The organism is Streptomyces sp. NPDC002886 (assembly GCF_042888445.1).
Lineage (GTDB): Bacteria > Actinomycetota > Actinomycetes > Streptomycetales > Streptomycetaceae > Streptomyces.
Genome location: NZ_JBIAPV010000004.1, coordinates 650,424 through 665,834 on the forward strand (window position 1 = coordinate 650,424; position 15,411 = coordinate 665,834).

Below are 15,411 nucleotides of genomic sequence, written 5' to 3' on the forward strand. Positions count from 1 at the left end.
GACCGATCGGGTGGGCAGCGATACCGTCAGGGTATCGATCTGGAGTACCGTGGCGGCATGGAGACCCGGGAACTGCGCTATTTCGTCGCCGTCGCCGAGGAGCTGCACTTCGGGCGGGCCGCGCAGCGGCTCGGGATCGCGCAGCCGCCTCTGTCACGGGCGATCCAGCAGCTCGAACGCCGGCTCGGGGCAGCGCTGCTGGATCGGACCAGTCGCGCCGTCACGCTGACGGCGGCCGGCACGGTGCTGTTGACCGAGGGGCGGGCGGCCCTCGACGCGGTCGACGCCGCCGAGCGCCGGACCCGCCGCGCAGCCCTTTCCGCGACCGGCCGTCCCGGCCTGACCCTGGTCACGAAGGCCAGCGCGTCCAGAGAACTGCTGGCCGCACTGCTCGACGCGTACGCCGCCGAACCCGGCGCGGTCCCCGTCGACGTCATCTTGTGCGGCCCTGCCGAGCAGCAGCGACTCCTGCGCGAGGGCCGGGCCGACGTGGCGCTGCTGCACCGGCCGTTCGACTCGACGGCCGGGTTCCACAGCGAGGAACTCCGCACGGAGGGCCAGGTCGTGGTGCTGCCGGCCGGGCACCCGCTCACCGCCCGCGCCCATGTGCACATGGCCGACGTCACCAGCCTGCCCGGCCTGCCCCTGCCCCGCTGGCCCGACCCCGACGGCACCTACCCGCCCGGCCCGGGCCCACAAGTCCGCGACCAAGCGCAGTTGCTGCAGCTCGTCGCCCTCGGCCGCGCGTGCGCGGTCGCACCGGAGTCGTGCCGGGCCCAGCTGCACGATGACCTCGCCGCCGTGCCCGTGCTGGACGCGCCGGCGGTCACCACCGTCATCGCCTGGCCCCCGCACAGCCGGTCCCGCGCGGTCGCCGACCTCGTCCGGACCGCGACACGCCTCCAGTAGTTCCCACCGGCCCGACCTCGTCGCGAAGACGGTCAGCGGCGCACCCGCGGCATGCCGAGGCCGATCCACGAGATGATCTCGCGCTGGATCTCGTTGTTGCCGCCGCCGAAGGTGAAGATGACCGCGCTGCGGTAGCCGCGCTCCAGTTCGCCGTGCAGGACCGCGCCCGCGGAGCCGTCCTTGAGGGAACCCGCCGCGCCGACCACCTCCATCAGCCAGGCGTACGCGTCCCGGCGCGCCTCGGAGCCGTAGACCTTGACGGCCGAGGCGTCCTGCGGGGTGAGGACGCCGTCCTGGACGGCGTTGACCATCTGCCAGTTCAGCAGCTTCATCGCGTCGAGGCGGGCGTGGGTACGGGCCAGGCGGCCGCGGACCCAGGAGAGGTCGATGACCCTGCGGCCGTCGGCGAGCTTGGTCTCGGCGGCCCAGCGCTGGACGTCGTGCAGGGCACGGATGGCCATGGTGCCGTGCGCGGCGAGGGTGACGCGCTCGTGGTTGAGCTGGTTGGTGATCAGGCGCCAGCCCTTGTTCTCCTGGCCGACCCGGCGGCTCGCGGGGACCCGGATGTTCTCGTAGTAGCTGGCGGTGGTGTCGTGCGAAGCCAGGGTGTTGATCAGGGTGCAGGAGTACCCGGGGTCGGAGGTCGGCACCAAGAGCATGGTGATGCCCTTGTGGGCGGGGGCGTCCGGGTCGGTGCGGACGGCGAGCCAGACCCAGTCGGCGGTGTCGCCGTTGGTGGTCCAGATCTTCTGCCCGTCGACGACGTAGGTGCCGGTCTCCTCGTCGCCCTCGCGGACGGCCTTGCACTTGAGGGCGGCGAGGTCCGTGCCGGCGTCGGGTTCGCTGTAGCCGATGGCGAAGTCGATCTCCCCCGCGAGGATCTTGGGCAGGAAGTACGCCTTCTGCTCGTCGGTGCCGAACTGCATGATGGTCGGCCCGACGGTGTTGAGCGCCATCAGCGGCAGCGGTACGACGGCCTGCGCGGCCTCGTCGAAGAAGATGAACTGGTCCATGGGCGACATCCCGCGCCCGCCGTACTCCTTGGGCCAGCCGACCCCGAGCCAGCCGTCCGCGCCGAGCCGGCGGATGGTCTCCCGGTAGAAGCGCTTCTGCTCGGCCGGGTCCTCGTACCGCGCGTGGACGTCGTCCGGGATCAGTTCGGCGAAGTAGGCGCGCAGCTCGGTGCGCAACCGCTGCTGCTCAGGCGTGTATTCGAGGTGCACGGCCCCTCCGGGTCTCTCGTGGTTCAAGGTCGCGCGGACGGCCGCCGCCGCCGCGGGGGCAGACTAGAACCTGTTCCAAGAATCCGGAAGGGTCAGCGGGAAGTCGGCGGCCGGCCGGAAAGGGGCCAGTCAGCGGGCCACCACTCCGGTTCCCTCCCGCCCCGGCCGGATCAGGACCTTGATGTGCTCCTCCGGCCGCCGCAAGGAGGCGAAGGCCGCGTCCAGCCCGCCGAAGCCCGCCTCTCCCGTGACCAGGGACCCGGGGTCGATGCGGCCGTCGGCGAGGCGGGCGAGGGTGGCACCGAACTCCTCGGGCGGGTAGGTCAGGCACATGCGGATCGTGACGTCCTTGTAGATGCCGACCACCGGGCGGATCACGTCCTCGGTCATCACCCCGCCGATCTGCAGGATCTCGGTACCGCGCGGGACGGTGTGCAGGAGCTGGTTCAGCATGCCGGGCACGCCCACGCAGTTGACGACCACGGTGGGGCGCGGTCGGGTTCCCGAGAGCTCCGCGCAGAGTCCTACGGGGTCCCGCTCGGCCGGGTCCACCACCGCGTGCGCGCCGAGCCGCAGGGCGGCCGCCCGCCGCGGCGCCGACGGGTCGGAGGCCACCACGGGTCCGGCGCCGCGCTCGAGCAGCGCGGCGACGGCTCCGAGGCCGACCGGGCCGCAGCCGACGACCACGGCCGGGGTGTCCTTCCCCGCCGCGCTGCGGGCGACGTTCCCGAAGCCCACGGCCAGCGGCTCGGTCAGGGCGGCGAGAGCCAGGTCCAGGGACGGCGGTACGGGCATCAGTGCCTGTGCCTGTACGACGATCCGTTCGCCAAATCCGCCGGGGAAGGCATTGCTGTAGCCCACGGTCCGCACGACTCCGCCCGGATCGACCGCCCAGGGCAGGCCGACGACCCCGGTGCCCGGTTCGGGACCGGTCGCGCCGGGCCCGTAGGCGAGGACCCGGCCGGAGAACTCGTGGCCCATCACCAGCGGCCGGTCCGGGTCGAAGAGGAAGCTGGTGGTTCCGCTGTCCCGGGAGGCCCGGAGGAACTCGTCGGTGTGAGCGACCGCGCTCAGATCGGAGCCGCAGATCCCGCAGGCTTCGGTCTCCACGAGCGCCTGCCCCGGGCCGGGCACCGGATCCGGGTGCTCCCCCACGCGGAACCGGCCGCCTTCGAACACCGCGGCCCTCAACGGACCTCCCCCTTGCGGGCGATGGCCTCCATCGTGGAGCGGCGCACGGCCCCGGTGAAGCGCTCGCTGTTGCGCCCGGCCCACTCCAGGCTGGCCCGCCGGGCCTCGGTGTGGCCGGTCAGCCGGGGGACGACCCGCTCGGCGAAGAGCTCCAGGCTGCGCAGGGCGGCGGCGGGCTCGGCGAGGTCCAGCCGCAGGATGAGGAAGGTCCCGAACCCGCCCGTCTTCTCGGCGAGTTGCCCGATCCGCTCCACGGCGTCCTCGGGGGTGCCGATGACGGCCCGGCCGAAGGTGGGCAGCCCTTCGGTGGTCCAGCGTTCGACGGCGCCGGCCGGGGTGGCGCAGCCGTCCAGGCGGGTCCCGCTCAGCTTCTCGATGTAGTCCACGATGCCGGGGGCGCCGTACTCGGCTTCGCGCAGGGCCTGTTCGCGGGTCTCGGCGAGGTGCACGGGGGTGACCAGCCGCCAGGCGGAGCGGTCGGCGGGCCGGCCGGCCTCGCCGCAGGCGCGCTCGTGGGCGGCCCAGTTGGCGTCGAGCGCCGCGTACCCGGCGGGGTCGGCGGCGGCGAGCGAGAGCATGCCGACCCCGTGGCGTCCGGCGAGTACCGCCCCGGTGGGCGATACGGCGGAGGCGACGGCGACCTCCAGTTCCCGGCCCCGGTAGGGCCCGAGCTGGAGCCGGGCCTCCTCCAGGGCGAACCAGTCGGTGGCGGCCGTGACCGTCTCCCCGCGCAACAGCCGCACGATCGCGTCGAGCGAGTCGGCCATCATCGCGCGGGAGTGGAGCGTGTCGATGCCCATCATGAAGGCGTCGGAGGGCAGTTGCCCCGGACCGACTCCGAGCATGGCGCGGCCGCGGGACTGCTGGTCGAGCTGGCAGATCCGGTCGGCGAGGATCAACGGCTGGTGGTAGGGCAGCGAGTTGACGCCCGTTCCGAGCATGATGCGGCCGGTGCGCTCGGCCGCCGCGGCGAGGAACACCTCGGGCGAGGCGATGATCTCGTACCCGGCGGAGTGGTGTTCACCGGCCCACAGCTCCTCGTAGCCGAGCCGGTCGAGGTCGGCGGCGAGCTCGAGGTCCCGGCGCAGCTGGAGCGCGGGGTCGCCGTCGGGCCGGTGATAGGGGGCGAGGAACACCCCGAAGCGGTGCGGCAGATACGGCTGTGGTTGATACGGCTGTGGCTGATACGGCTGTGGCAGGTGAGGCCGTGGCAGGTGGGGTGGCATGGGGTGCGACTGCTGTTGCTCCGGCATGTGCGGTGGCCTTCCCTCGGCGGCGCCTGCTCTGCTCCGGCATCCGACGAAACACCGCCCGGGCCGCGGCTTCAATGCCGCCGCGGCCGTCCTCCCACTGAGCGGGAGGAAACCTCCGGGCCACCGCTCAGGTGTAGAGGAAGACGTAGTCGAAGTACACGAGGTCGCGGATCCCGTCGAAGCGGAAGGTGCCCGACGGGACCACGCCCAGCCCTTCCTCGAGCGCGACCTTGTCGTACGTCAGGCTCTGCTTCCAGGCCGCGCTGGAGGGCGCGTACGGCTTCAGCGGGGCGGGCAGACCCTCCAGGGGCCCTTCCTCGAAGTGGTGGGCGGGGTCGCGCATGATGCGGCTCGCCGTACCCTGCTTGAGACGGGCGACCCCGACCAGCCGCATCCGGGAATCCGGGCGCGGTACCGACCGGCCGCCCCCGGATTCGTCGATGCCGTAGCCCAGCCAGTGCGCTTCGGACACGTCACCGAGCGCGGTCCAGAACCGCCGGTTGAGCGGTGCCACATCGGTGCGCACCTTCTCGCTCGCTTCTTCCTCGGGCCACAGTGTGTAGCCGAGGCCCGCCGCGCCGAGCAGCAGCGGGGCCCCCAGTCCCAGAAGAAGCCGCCGTCTGCTGCCGAGACCCCGCTGTGTGTCCATCCAGTCCCCCCAGTACCCGTTCCGGTCAGTTCAGGGCGCTGATCATAGCGGCGGCCGTCGCCGTCATCGCCTCCCTTGCGGCGGTCAAATACGGACGGGGATCGGCCGGGGTCAGGTGGGTGCGGATGGCCTCGGTCATCGCCACGTTGAGCGCGGTGCCGATGTTGACCTTGCGGATGCCGCCGGCGACGGCCGCGGCGAGCTCCGCGTCCGGCAGACCGGAGGAACCGTGCAGCACCAGCGGGACCTCGACCGTCTTGGCCAGGCGGCCGAGCAGCACGTGGTCCAGGGCGGCGGTCCGGCTGGTCATGGCGTGGCTGCTGCCGATGGCGACGGCCAGCGCGTCCACCCCGGAGTCGGCGACGAACCGCCGCGCCTCGTCCGGGTCGGTACGGGCTCCGGGTGCGTGCGGGTCCAGCGGCGCGGCCCCGTTCTTGCCGCCGACCTCGCCCAGCTCGGCTTCGATCCAGAGCCCGTTGACGTGCGCCCAGTCGGCGGCGGAGCGGGTGGCCTCCAGGTTCTCGGCGTAGGAGAGGTGCGCGGCGTCGTACATGACCGAGCTGAATCCGGCGTCCACGGCCTGCCGGAGCAGTTCGGAGCTCTTGACGTGGTCCAGGTGCAGCCCGACCGGGACCCCTGCGGCCTCGGCCACGGCGACGGCCGCGCGGCTGATCGGCAGCAGTGCCCCGCCCCGGAACTTGACGGCGTTCTCGCTGAGCTGGAGGACCACCGGCAGTCCGGCGGCCTCGGCGCCCGCGACGACGGCTTCGGCGTGCTCCAGCGTGATGATGTTGAAGGCGGCGACGGCGCGGCCCTGGGCGGCGGCCTCCAGGACGAGCCGGCCGGCGGGGACGAGGCTCATCGGACGGCCTCCTCGCCCGTGGTGAGGATGACGGACCGGGTCAGATTGCGCGGCGCGTCCGGGTCCAGCCCCTGGTGGGCGGCGACGGCGACGGCCAGGCGGTGTACGCGGACCAGTTCGGCGAGCGGGTCGAGGTGCCCGGCCACCCACTGGGCTCCGGTCCCCCGGACCTGTTCGGCGAGCCCGTCGGGGGCGTCGCCGAGCGACCAGGTGGCGGTGCCGGGCGCCGAGACGCTGATGGGGCCGTGCCGGTACTCCATGGCCGGGTAGGACTCGGCCCAGGCCAGGGCGGCTTCGCGCATCTTCAGCGCCGCCTCGTTGGCGAGGCCCACGCTCCAGCCTCGTCCGAGGAAGGTGAACTGCCCCCGGGTCTCCAGCTCGGCGGGGAGCGGGTCGGCGAGTGCGGCGCGCCCGTCGGCGACGACGGAGGGGCTGTGCAGGCCCACGTGGGCGCGCAGCAGGGTGAGGGCGGTGGTGGCGAAGCGGGTCTGCACGACGGACTGCTCGTCGGCGAAGTCGAGGACGACGAGGGCGTCGGCGAGGGTGATGACGGGGGTGGCGGGGTCCCCGATGACGGCGGTGGTGGGCACGCCCGCGTCCCGCAGCCCGGCGAGCAGGTCGAGGACCTCGGTGGTGGTCCCGGACCGGGTCAGCGCGACGACCCGGTCGTAGCGCCGGTGCCGGGGGAACTCCGAGGCGGGGAAGGCGTCGGTCTCGCCCTGCCCGGCCTCCTCGCGCAACACGGCGGCGGCCTGGGCCATGTAGTACGAGGTCCCGCATCCGACGATCGCGGTACGCTCCCCCGGCCGTGGCAGCACCGCCCGGTGTTCCGGGGCCAGTTCGGCGGCCCGCTCCCAGCATGCGGGCTGTGTGCCCAACTCGTACGCGACATGGCTCATGGCGGCTCCCTAGCGCAGTGCGTGCATCTCTAAGTGCGTGTTCCTGCAAGATACTGGGGACTTTCGCGCAACTTCAAGCATCTCAGGGATGATCCCCTGCGTTAATCTCGACGTGTAGGCCAAGAGGGAGCGCCGAAGCGAACGGCGAAGCGAGATTCGAAGACACGACCGGAAGGGCGGCCGATGACCCGCAAGGAACGCTGGCAGACACTGCTGGACCTGCTGGTGGAGCGGGGCGAGCTGGAAGTGGAACCCGCCGCCGAGGCCCTCGGCGTGTCCGCCGCCACCATCCGGCGCGACCTCGACCAGCTCGCCGAGCAGCAGCTGCTGGTCCGCACGCGCGGCGGAGCGGTCCTGCACGGGGTCTCGTACGAACTCCCCCTGCGCTACCGCACCTCGCGCCGGGCCGCCGAGAAGCGCCGCATCAGCGAGACCGTCGCGGCGCTGATCGTCCCGGGCGAGGTGATCGGCCTGACCGGCGGCACCACGACCACCGAGGTGGCGCGCGCGCTGGCCGCCCGGCCCGACCTCGCCACCGCCTCGACCGGCTCACCCGCCCTCACCGTGGTCACCAACGCGCTGAACATCGCGGGCGAGCTGGTCATCAGACCGCAGTTCAAGATCGTGCTCACCGGGGGCGTGGCCCGGCCCCAGTCCTACGAGCTCACCGGCCCCCTCGCCATGGAAGTGCTCGGGCAGCTCTCGGTGGACACCGCCGTCGTCGGTGTGGACGCCTTCGATCCGGCCGACGGGGCGGCCACCCGCCACGAGGACGAGGCGGCCATGAACCGGCTGCTCTGCGAGCGCGCCCGCCGCGTGGTGATCGCGGCCGACTCCAGCAAGCTGGGCGTCCGCGCCTTCGCCCGGATCGTCTCGACCGACGCCGTGGACGTCCTGGTGACGGACACCGGCCTGTCCCCGTCGGTGGCCGAGGCCTTCGAGGCGGCGGGCGTGGAGGTCATCCGCGCCTGAGCGGTCCCGGACCCGCGGGGCCCTTTCGGGGGCCGCGGGCCGCGGCCGGGGCTGCGGTCGGCGATCCGGCATCATGAGGGCATGGATCCCGGTCCCGCCCGAGCGGATCATGGCCACCGACCCCCGCGAGAGTGCCGAGGGCGCCTGATCCTAGACTCCCCGGATGGCACAGACTCCCCGGACGGCACGGACCGCGCGGACGGCAGACGCCCCTCTCCGGCTCACCGTCCTGGGGAGCGCGACGCCGTACCCCACCCGCGACAATCCCTGCTCCGGCTACCTGCTCGAAGGCGGCGGCGCCCGGGTCTGGGTCGACGCGGGCAGCGGGACGCTCGGGCCGCTCCAACGGCACGTCGGGCTCGGCGAGTTGGACGCGATATGGATCTCACACCTGCACGCCGACCACACGGCCGACCTGCTGACCGCGTACTACGGCCTGCTGTACGCCGACGTACGGCGGCCCGCGCCGCTCCCCCTCTACGGACCACCCGGGATCGCCGACCGGCTGGCGGGCTTCCTCACCAACGGCCCGGACCGCAGCCCGGTCGAGGCCGCCTTCGAGGTCCACGAGTTGTACGACGGCCACCGCGCGCCGGTCGGAGCGCTCGGCCTCACCAGCCGGGCGGTGTCCCACGGCATGCCCGCCTTCGCGCTGCGCGCCGAGTCGGAAGGCCGGTCCCTCGTGTACTCCGGGGATACGGCGCCCTGCGCGGCCCTGACCCGGTTCGCTGAGGATTGCGCGCTCCTGCTCTGCGAGGCCGACAGCTCCGTGCACGCGGCCGACGGCGAACCGGTGCACCACACCCCCGAGGAGGCCGGCGACACCGCGCGCGCGGCCCGCGCCGGGCGGCTGGTCGTCACGCACGTCGGCCGCGACATGGAACCGGCCGAGGCGGTGTCCCGCGCCGCTGCCCGCTACTCCGGGCCCGTGGACCACGCCGCGCCCGGCGCCGTCTTCACGGTCGGTGAGGGCTCCGGTGAGGGCTCCGGGCAGATCGCCGAGCGGGGCTTCGGTCAGGCCGCCCGGTAGGCCCGGGACCCCCCTCGGTCAGTGTTCCGGCAGCCGGTCCGCCTCACGGCTCAGGGCCGCCAGGACCGGGGCGATCAGCGGGTGCGCCTCGGCGCCGCGCCGGGTGGCGGCGAAGACGCGGCGGGTGGGCGCGGGCCCGGACACCGGGCGGACCTGGACCTCCTTGAGGTCCATGCCGCGCAGCGCCGAGCGCGGCACGAGGGCCACTCCGGCGCCGGCGCCGACCAGGGCCACCACTGCCCGGAAGTCGTCGGAGGAGTGCACCAACCGGGGCTGGAACCCCGCCAGTTCGCAGGCGAGGAGCATCACGTCGTGGCAGGGGTTGCCGGGGTACTGGCCCACCCAGTCCGCATCGGAGAGGTCGGCCAGGGACACCTCGGGCAGGTCCCCGAGCGCGTGCCCGGCCGGGAGGACCGCGTCGAAGGGCTCGGCGTAGAGCGGCAGCACCGACAGCCGGCCGTCGTCGGCGCCCGGGGCTCCCCGGTACTCCACGGCCAGCGCCAGGTCCGCCTCCCCGTCGAGCAGGAGCAGCAGGCTCTGGTCGCCCTCCGCGTCGCGTACGCGCAGCCGGATCCCGGGGTGGTCAGCGGCGAGCCGGGTGATGGCCGGGGCCAGTACTTCGGCGATTCCGGTGGCGAAGGCTGCCACGGTGACCTCGCCCGCCGAGCCGCCCGCGTAGGCGGCGAGTTCCGCTTCCGCCCGCTCCAGCTGTGCGAGCACCTCGTGGGTGTGCCCGAGCAGGATCTGACCGGCCGCGGTGAGCCGGACGCCCCGGCCGCTGCGGGTCAGCAGGGCGTGCCCGGTCTCCTGCTCCAGCGCCGCGAGCTGCTGGGAGACGGCGGAGGGGGTGAGGTACAGCGCGGCGGCCGCGGCGGTCACCGTACGGTGGTCCGCGACGGCCCGCAGGATGCGCAGCCTCCGGGGGTCGATCACGCTGCCATTCTCGCAGCCCACGAGGCCCTGCCGGGCCGACCGAACGGACGGGGCCGGGGTGACCCGAGTCGGGGGTGTCCCGCCCCCACCCGGGTATCCGGGCAGGCCCGGGCCGGGCGGAGGTCCGGCCGGGGCCGCGGGCCGGAGCCCGCGGGCCCGAGACCGTCCCCTACCCGCCCTTCGCCCGTTCCCCGGGCTCTGCCCGGACCCCGGCCCTCAAACGCCGGACGGGCTGGAAAGCAGGCGTACGGGGCTGCGCCCGGACCCGCTCCAGACCGCCGGCGATCACGTGCCGGATTGCCCGGACCGCCCGTGATCACGGACCGGCCCGGGCCTCAGGACCAGGGCGTCGCTTTCGGATCTTGTCGGCCGAGCCCGCGGCGTCTGGTGCCGTGCCTGGGCGTGCTGTCGGGGCGCTCGCGTACGGGGCGTACGGGGGCGCCTCGGCAGTGCGGCCAGGCGCGGTGCCAGACGTCGCGGGCCCGGCAAGATCCGGAAGAGACGGCCTAGGCGCCCGCCAGGGCCGCCCGCGCGTCGATGAAGGCCGCGATCGCGCGTTCCACGTCGGCCGTGGAGTGGGCGGCCGAGAGCTGGACGCGGATCCGCGCCGCGCCCATCGGCACCACCGGGTACGAGAAGCCGATCACGTAGACCCCCCGCTCCAGCAGGAGTTCCGCCATCCTGGCCGCCTCCGCCGCGTCGCCGATCATCACGGGGGCGATGGCGTGGTCGCCGGGCAGGATCTCGAAGCCGGCCTCGGTCATCTTCGTGCGGAAGAGCGCGGTGTTGGCGGCCAGCCGCTCGCGCAGGTCGTCGGCGGACTCCAGCAGGTCGAGGACCTTGAGGGAGGCCGCCGCGATGACCGGGGCGAGGGAGTTGGAGAAGAGGTACGGGCGCGAGCGCTGGCGCAGCAGCTCGACGATCTCGGCGCGCGCCGCGACGTAGCCGCCGGAGGCTCCGCCCAGTGCCTTGCCGAGGGTGCCCGTGATGATGTCCACGCGGTCCATGACCCCGTGCAGTTCGGGGGTGCCGCGGCCGCCGGGGCCGACGAAGCCGACGGCGTGCGAGTCGTCGACCATGACCATGGCGTCGTAGCGCTCCGCGAGGTCGCAGATCTCGGCGAGCGGGGCGACGTACCCGTCCATCGAGAACACGCCGTCGGTGACGATGAGCTTGCGGCGGGCGCCACCCTCGGTGGCCTCCTTGAGCCGGGTCTCCAGCTCCGCCATGTCGCGGTTGGCGTAGCGGAAGCGGCGGGCCTTGGAGAGGCGGATGCCGTCGATGATCGAGGCGTGGTTGAGGGCGTCGGAGATCACCGCGTCCTCGGGGCCGAGGATGGTCTCGAAGACTCCGCCGTTGGCGTCGAAGCAGGAGGAGTACAGGATCGTGTCCTCCTGGCCGAGGAAGGCGGAGAGCCGCGCCTCCAGCTCCTTGTGGACCTCCTGCGTACCGCAGATGAAGCGCACGGAGGCCATGCCGTAGCCCCAGCGGTCCAGGGCCTCCTTCGCCGCGGTGACCACCTCGGGGTGGTCCGCGAGACCGAGGTAGTTGTTGGCGCAGAAGTTGAGGACCTCGCCCGCGGCGCCGCCCGAGGTCACGGCGACGGCGGCGTTCTGCGGGGTGCCGATGACGCGCTCGGGCTTGTGCAGACCCGCGGCGCGGATCTCGTCGAGGGTGGTACGGAGGTCCGCGCGGACGGTCTCGAACATGTGCGGTGCTCTCTTTCTCCTGGTGCGGCGGAAGGAGGAGGGGGAGGGGGAGGGGGCGGAAGAGGAGGGGGGCCGGGCCCCGCGGAGGGGGGTGATGCGGGGCCCGGCCGGAGGGAGATGGTCTGTGGGGGCCGCCCGCCCGGGCGGCCACGCCCGGAGGGCTACGCCTGGGTCCAGTCCAGGATGATCTTGCCGCTGCGGGCGGTCGCCGCCTCGTCGAAGGCGGCCTCGAAGTCCCCGTAGGCGTACCGGCCGGTGATGACGGGGCTGAGGTCGAGCCCGCCCTCCAGCAGCACGGTCATCGCGTACCAGGTCTCGAACATCTCACGGCCGTAGATGCCCTTGATGGTGATCATCGAGGTGACGACCTTGGCCCAGTCGACGGCGAACTCCTGCGCCGGCAGGCCCAGCATGGCGATCCGGCCGCCGTGCGTCATGTTGTCGATCATGTCGCGCATGGCCTCGCCGCGGCCGGACATCTCCAGGCCGATGTCGAAGCCCTCGCGCAGGCCGAGCTGGGCCTGCGCGTCGGCGATGGTCGCCTTCGAGACGTCGAGCGCGAGGGTGGCGCCGGCCTTGCGGGCGATCTCCAGACGCTCCGGGCTGACGTCGGTAATGACCACGTTGCGCGCTCCCGCGTGCCGGGCCACGGCCGCCGCCATGATGCCGATCGGTCCCGCGCCGGTGATGAGTACGTCCTCGCCGACCAGCGGGAACGAGAGCGCCGTGTGCACGGCGTTGCCGAAGGGGTCGAAGATCGCCGCGACGTCGAGGTCGACCTTGGCCCGGTGCACCCACACGTTCTGCGCGGGCAGGACGACGTACTCGGCGAAGGCGCCGTCGCGCCCGACCCCGAGCCCGATCGTGCTGCGGCACAGGTGGCGGCGCCCGGCCAGGCAGTTGCGGCACTTACCGCACACCAGGTGGCCCTCGCCGCTGACCAGCGCGCCGACCTCGATGTCCTCGTGGACGTCCGCGCCGAGCGCGGCCACCTCGCCGACGAACTCGTGACCGAGCACCAGCGGGGTCTTGACGGCCCCCTGGGCCCAGCCGTCCCAGGACCGGATGTGCAGGTCCGTTCCGCAGATGCCGGTGCGCAGCACCTTGATCAGCACGTCGCCGGGGCCGTACTCGGGCTCGGGAACGTCCATGAGCCACAGACCGGGCTCGGCCTTGTGCTTGACGAGTGCCTTCATGGGGGTGGCTCCAGGCATGCGGAAGGGAGCGCTACGGGGCGTGCGGGCCGGGCAGCGTTCGGACGGCACCAATCTGCCGACCTGCGGGTGATCAGTCCATCGAGGATTTCTTAAGCGGGTCCACAGCGCAGCTTCACGCCTATGCTCCTGGGGTGACGGGCAGGGGCCGGGGAGTGGGCCGGGCCGGGTATGGGGAGGTGAGGGGCGTGCCGAGTCTGCGCAGCAGGGCGCTTTCGGTCGCGCTGATCGCGGCGGGACGGCGAAGACGGTTCGGGAGCGCCGAGGCGGTCCGTACCCATGTGGCGGAATCGATGCGGCGCCCGGCGTCGCACCTCCCGCCGCGTTCGCTGGGCCGGGTGGCGGAGGTCTCGCGGACGTTCGTCGGGGCCTGGCCGGTGTACGAGGTTTCGCCGCTGGGCGTGGAACCGGCCGCCCGGGTGCTGTACGTGCACGGCGGCGGGTACATCAACGAACTGGTCCGGCCGCACTGGTCGCTGATCCGGACCCTGGTCACGCAGGCGCGGGCCCGGGTGGTCGTACCGGCGTACATCCTGGCCCCGCGCGGAACCGCCGACCGGACCGTCCCCGTCGCCGCCGATCTGCTCAGCGGCCTGATCGCGAGCGGGGGCGCCGGCGGCACGGTGCTCCTCGGGGATTCGGCGGGCGGCGGGCTGGCACTGGCCGCAGCGCAGCGGCTGCGCGACCGCAACGGGGCGCAGCCTTCGCGGATCGTGCTGATCTCGCCCTGGCTGGACGTGTCCATGAGCCACCCCGACCAGGCGGCCATCGAGGCGGGCGACCCGATGCTGGCCCGCCCGGGCCTGCGGGAGGCCGGGCGGCTGTACGCGGGCAACCTGGCGGCCGACGATCCCCGGGTGAGCCCGCTGCACGGCTCGTTCGCGGGGCTGGCCCCGCTGACGGTGTTCACGGGCACGCGGGACGTCCTGACGACCGACAGCCGCGAACTGCTGAACAAGGCGCGGGCGGCCGGCGCCGAGGTGGAGTTCATCGAGGAGCCGGGGCTGCCGCACGACTACCCCCTGATGCCGCTCCCGGAGGGCCGGGCGGCCCGTGACCGGATCGTGGAGCTGATCCGCGCGGCGGCGGCGGAGTCCTGAGCCGCGGCCGCCGGGCACACGAGCCACGCCGGCGGCCGCTCAGGCCACGCAGTTCATCAGGGAGCCGACGGGGGCCGTGCGGTAGCGGGCCCAGTAGGTCTCGTCCCGGGTCTCGCACGCGGGCGGGGTCCGGGTCGGCTGCCAGGTCACGGTGGCGAAGCCGGCGTCGGCCGCGGCCTCCGCGAAGTCGGCGTGCGCCCACTCGCGGCATTCGAACGGCACCGGCGGGTCGGTCTCCAGCCGGGCCCGCAGCAGCGGCGCGTCCCCGCCGGGAGAGCGCTCGACGACGCTGATCCCGTACGGCTCCCAGTCCGCGTAGGGGAAGGCCCCCGGGTTCGGCACGATGGCGAGCAGCCGCCCGCCGGGGCGCAGGGTGGCGCGTACGGCGCGGAACATGGCGTGCAGGGCGGTGCGGTCGTGGGCCTGGTTGAAGAGGTACACGGCCGTGGCCAGGTCGAACGGACCCAGGGCCGGCAGGCCGGCCGCCGCGTCCGCGACGACGTACTCGACGGCGTGCGCGAGATCCGCCCCGGTCTCCCGGGCCCGGCGGATGCGCTCGGGGCAGCTGTCGACGCCCACCGTCCGGCGGGCCCCGGCGCTCGCCAGCAGCCGGGTGGTGGTGCCGTGTCCGCAGGCCATGTCGAGGGTGTCGAGCCCACGGACGCCGCCGAGGGCGTCCAGGGCGGTGCGCAGGGTGAAGGCGTCGGCGACCGAGAAGGCCGGCGGGGGCGTTGACGTGTCGTACTGCTGTCGCATGCCCGCAAGCCTGCCCGTCCGGGCGCCCGGCCGACGGCCCCCCACCCCGGACCTCCCCCGGACGGGGGATGCGTTCGGATCAGTCCGTACGGCTTACGGGGCCGCGCCCTCGTCCGCCGGGCGGATACGCTCCGCCGTCACGGGTGACGCGCGGCCGCCCTGGCCGCGGCCAGCATGGTGTGCATGACAACGACAGCGACCAGCCCTCTGCCCGCCGCCGCACCCGAGCCCGCACCCGTCTGGGCCCACCGGGCCGCGCACGCCATCGCCCTCTGCGCCGTCCCGTCCGGCCTGTGGCGCATCGCCATGGCATCCGGGGTCTACGTGGGCTACGGCGACCAGGTGCTGCGCGAGGTCTACGGCATCCCGGGCTGGGGCATCGCCTATGTGGTCGGGCTCGCCGTCCTCGCCGAACTGGCCGCCCTGTTACCGGTGCTGCTCGTCAGCGACCGGTGGCGGCCGCGGCGCCCCGGGGTCCTCGCCCCGCTGGCCTGGACCGCCTCGGGCGTTCTGGTCCTGGGGGCGCTGTCGCAACTCGTGGTCCTCTTCACCGTCGACAGCCACAGCTACCTGGCGAGCGGTACGCCGCAGACCGTGTGGGGCTTCGCCTTCGCCCCGCTGCTGGCCGTACCGGCCCTGATGACCGCGGTGACCTGGTCCTACGCGAAGCGGCACCGGGTCCGGGTCCGGGTCCGGGTCCGGGTCCGGTGA

15 protein-coding genes are annotated in these 15,411 nt (G+C 73.6%); 5 read left to right on the forward strand and 10 right to left on the reverse strand.

What is annotated here, in order from left to right:
• The first annotated feature begins 57 nt into the window (after positions 1-57).
• The gene (locus ACFYYB_RS21280) at positions 58-909 is read left to right on the forward strand and encodes a LysR family transcriptional regulator (protein WP_389436780.1); all 852 of its coding nucleotides are present in this window, start codon (positions 58-60) and stop codon (positions 907-909) included.
• 32 nt (positions 910-941) lie between these two features.
• Here the strand turns inward: ACFYYB_RS21280 and ACFYYB_RS21285 are convergent, their stop codons facing one another.
• From ACFYYB_RS21285 to ACFYYB_RS21310, 6 genes are all read right to left on the reverse strand, one after another.
• Positions 942-2,132: an acyl-CoA dehydrogenase family protein gene (locus ACFYYB_RS21285; RefSeq protein WP_327308306.1), complete on the reverse strand. Its 1,191-nt coding sequence runs from the start codon at positions 2,130-2,132 to the stop codon at positions 942-944.
• 129 nt (positions 2,133-2,261) lie between these two features.
• Positions 2,262-3,323 (reverse strand): zinc-binding dehydrogenase, encoded by a 1,062-nt coding sequence (locus tag ACFYYB_RS21290; protein WP_389436781.1) that lies wholly within the window; start codon positions 3,321-3,323, stop codon positions 2,262-2,264.
• On the reverse strand, positions 3,320-4,459 hold the full coding sequence (locus ACFYYB_RS21295) for an LLM class flavin-dependent oxidoreductase (RefSeq protein ID WP_389436782.1): 1,140 nt from the start codon (positions 4,457-4,459) through the stop codon (positions 3,320-3,322). The genes ACFYYB_RS21290 and ACFYYB_RS21295 overlap by 4 nt, the downstream gene beginning before the upstream one ends.
• 244 nt (positions 4,460-4,703) lie before the next feature.
• A complete protein-coding gene (locus tag ACFYYB_RS21300; protein WP_389436783.1) occupies positions 4,704-5,225 on the reverse strand; it encodes a hypothetical protein in 522 nt (173 codons plus the stop codon).
• Between the two features lie 25 nt (positions 5,226-5,250).
• Positions 5,251-6,087, reverse strand: a complete 837-nt coding sequence (locus tag ACFYYB_RS21305; protein WP_327308301.1) for a class II fructose-bisphosphate aldolase — start codon at positions 6,085-6,087, stop codon at positions 5,251-5,253.
• Complete coding sequence (locus tag ACFYYB_RS21310) at positions 6,084-6,986, reverse strand: SIS domain-containing protein (protein ID WP_389436784.1); 903 nt, start codon at positions 6,984-6,986, stop codon at positions 6,084-6,086. The genes ACFYYB_RS21305 and ACFYYB_RS21310 overlap by 4 nt, the downstream gene beginning before the upstream one ends.
• Positions 6,987-7,169: 183 nt before the next feature.
• Here ACFYYB_RS21310 and ACFYYB_RS21315 point away from each other — a divergent pair, with 183 nt between their 5' ends.
• Together ACFYYB_RS21315 and ACFYYB_RS21320 are read left to right on the forward strand one after the other, a co-directional pair.
• The gene (locus tag ACFYYB_RS21315) at positions 7,170-7,958 is read left to right on the forward strand and encodes a DeoR/GlpR family DNA-binding transcription regulator (protein WP_389436785.1); all 789 of its coding nucleotides are present in this window, start codon (positions 7,170-7,172) and stop codon (positions 7,956-7,958) included.
• 163 nt (positions 7,959-8,121) lie between these two features.
• Positions 8,122-8,988 (forward strand): MBL fold metallo-hydrolase, encoded by an 867-nt coding sequence (locus ACFYYB_RS21320; RefSeq protein WP_389436786.1) that lies wholly within the window; start codon positions 8,122-8,124, stop codon positions 8,986-8,988.
• Between the two features lie 18 nt (positions 8,989-9,006).
• On the opposite strand, the gene ACFYYB_RS21325 is transcribed toward ACFYYB_RS21320, so the two are convergent.
• The 3 genes from ACFYYB_RS21325 to tdh form a co-directional block, all read right to left on the reverse strand.
• A complete protein-coding gene (locus tag ACFYYB_RS21325; protein WP_389436787.1) occupies positions 9,007-9,921 on the reverse strand; it encodes a LysR substrate-binding domain-containing protein in 915 nt (304 codons plus the stop codon).
• A 506-nt stretch (positions 9,922-10,427) separates the two neighbouring features.
• Positions 10,428-11,630 (reverse strand): glycine C-acetyltransferase, encoded by a 1,203-nt coding sequence (locus tag ACFYYB_RS21330; RefSeq protein ID WP_389436788.1) that lies wholly within the window; start codon positions 11,628-11,630, stop codon positions 10,428-10,430.
• Positions 11,631-11,791: 161 nt separating this feature from the next.
• Positions 11,792-12,826: an L-threonine 3-dehydrogenase gene (gene tdh / locus ACFYYB_RS21335; protein WP_327308295.1), complete on the reverse strand. Its 1,035-nt coding sequence runs from the start codon at positions 12,824-12,826 to the stop codon at positions 11,792-11,794.
• 206 nt (positions 12,827-13,032) lie between these two features.
• Here tdh and ACFYYB_RS21340 point away from each other — a divergent pair, with 206 nt between their 5' ends.
• Positions 13,033-13,944 carry an alpha/beta hydrolase fold domain-containing protein gene (locus tag ACFYYB_RS21340; protein ID WP_389436790.1) on the forward strand — a complete coding sequence of 304 codons (912 nt, stop codon included), beginning with the start codon at positions 13,033-13,035 and terminating at the stop codon, positions 13,942-13,944.
• A 39-nt stretch (positions 13,945-13,983) separates the two neighbouring features.
• Here the strand turns inward: ACFYYB_RS21340 and ACFYYB_RS21345 are convergent, their stop codons facing one another.
• Positions 13,984-14,700, reverse strand: coding sequence for a class I SAM-dependent methyltransferase (locus tag ACFYYB_RS21345; RefSeq protein WP_389436791.1), 717 nt, complete (start codon positions 14,698-14,700; stop codon positions 13,984-13,986).
• Between the two features lie 183 nt (positions 14,701-14,883).
• Here ACFYYB_RS21345 and ACFYYB_RS21350 point away from each other — a divergent pair, with 183 nt between their 5' ends.
• Positions 14,884-15,411 carry a hypothetical protein gene (locus ACFYYB_RS21350; protein ID WP_389436793.1) on the forward strand — a complete coding sequence of 176 codons (528 nt, stop codon included), beginning with the start codon at positions 14,884-14,886 and terminating at the stop codon, positions 15,409-15,411.

Bases quoted from the DNA above. Each gene is read 5' to 3' on its own strand.
- ACFYYB_RS21280 (WP_389436780.1), top strand. From the start codon at position 58: ATGGAGACCCGGGAACTGCGCTATTTCGTCGCCGTCGCCGAGGAGCTG.
- ACFYYB_RS21300 (WP_389436783.1), bottom strand. From the start codon at position 5,225: ATGGACACACAGCGGGGTCTCGGCAGCAGACGGCGGCTTCTTCTGGGA.
- ACFYYB_RS21305 (WP_327308301.1), bottom strand. From the start codon at position 6,087: ATGAGCCTCGTCCCCGCCGGCCGGCTCGTCCTGGAGGCCGCCGCCCAG.
- ACFYYB_RS21310 (WP_389436784.1), bottom strand. From the start codon at position 6,986: ATGAGCCATGTCGCGTACGAGTTGGGCACACAGCCCGCATGCTGGGAG.
- ACFYYB_RS21315 (WP_389436785.1), top strand. From the start codon at position 7,170: ATGACCCGCAAGGAACGCTGGCAGACACTGCTGGACCTGCTGGTGGAG.
- ACFYYB_RS21320 (WP_389436786.1), top strand. From the start codon at position 8,122: ATGGCACAGACTCCCCGGACGGCACGGACCGCGCGGACGGCAGACGCC.
- ACFYYB_RS21330 (WP_389436788.1), bottom strand. From the start codon at position 11,630: ATGTTCGAGACCGTCCGCGCGGACCTCCGTACCACCCTCGACGAGATC.
- tdh (WP_327308295.1), bottom strand. From the start codon at position 12,826: ATGAAGGCACTCGTCAAGCACAAGGCCGAGCCCGGTCTGTGGCTCATG.
- ACFYYB_RS21345 (WP_389436791.1), bottom strand. From the start codon at position 14,700: ATGCGACAGCAGTACGACACGTCAACGCCCCCGCCGGCCTTCTCGGTC.
- ACFYYB_RS21350 (WP_389436793.1), top strand. From the start codon at position 14,884: ATGACAACGACAGCGACCAGCCCTCTGCCCGCCGCCGCACCCGAGCCC.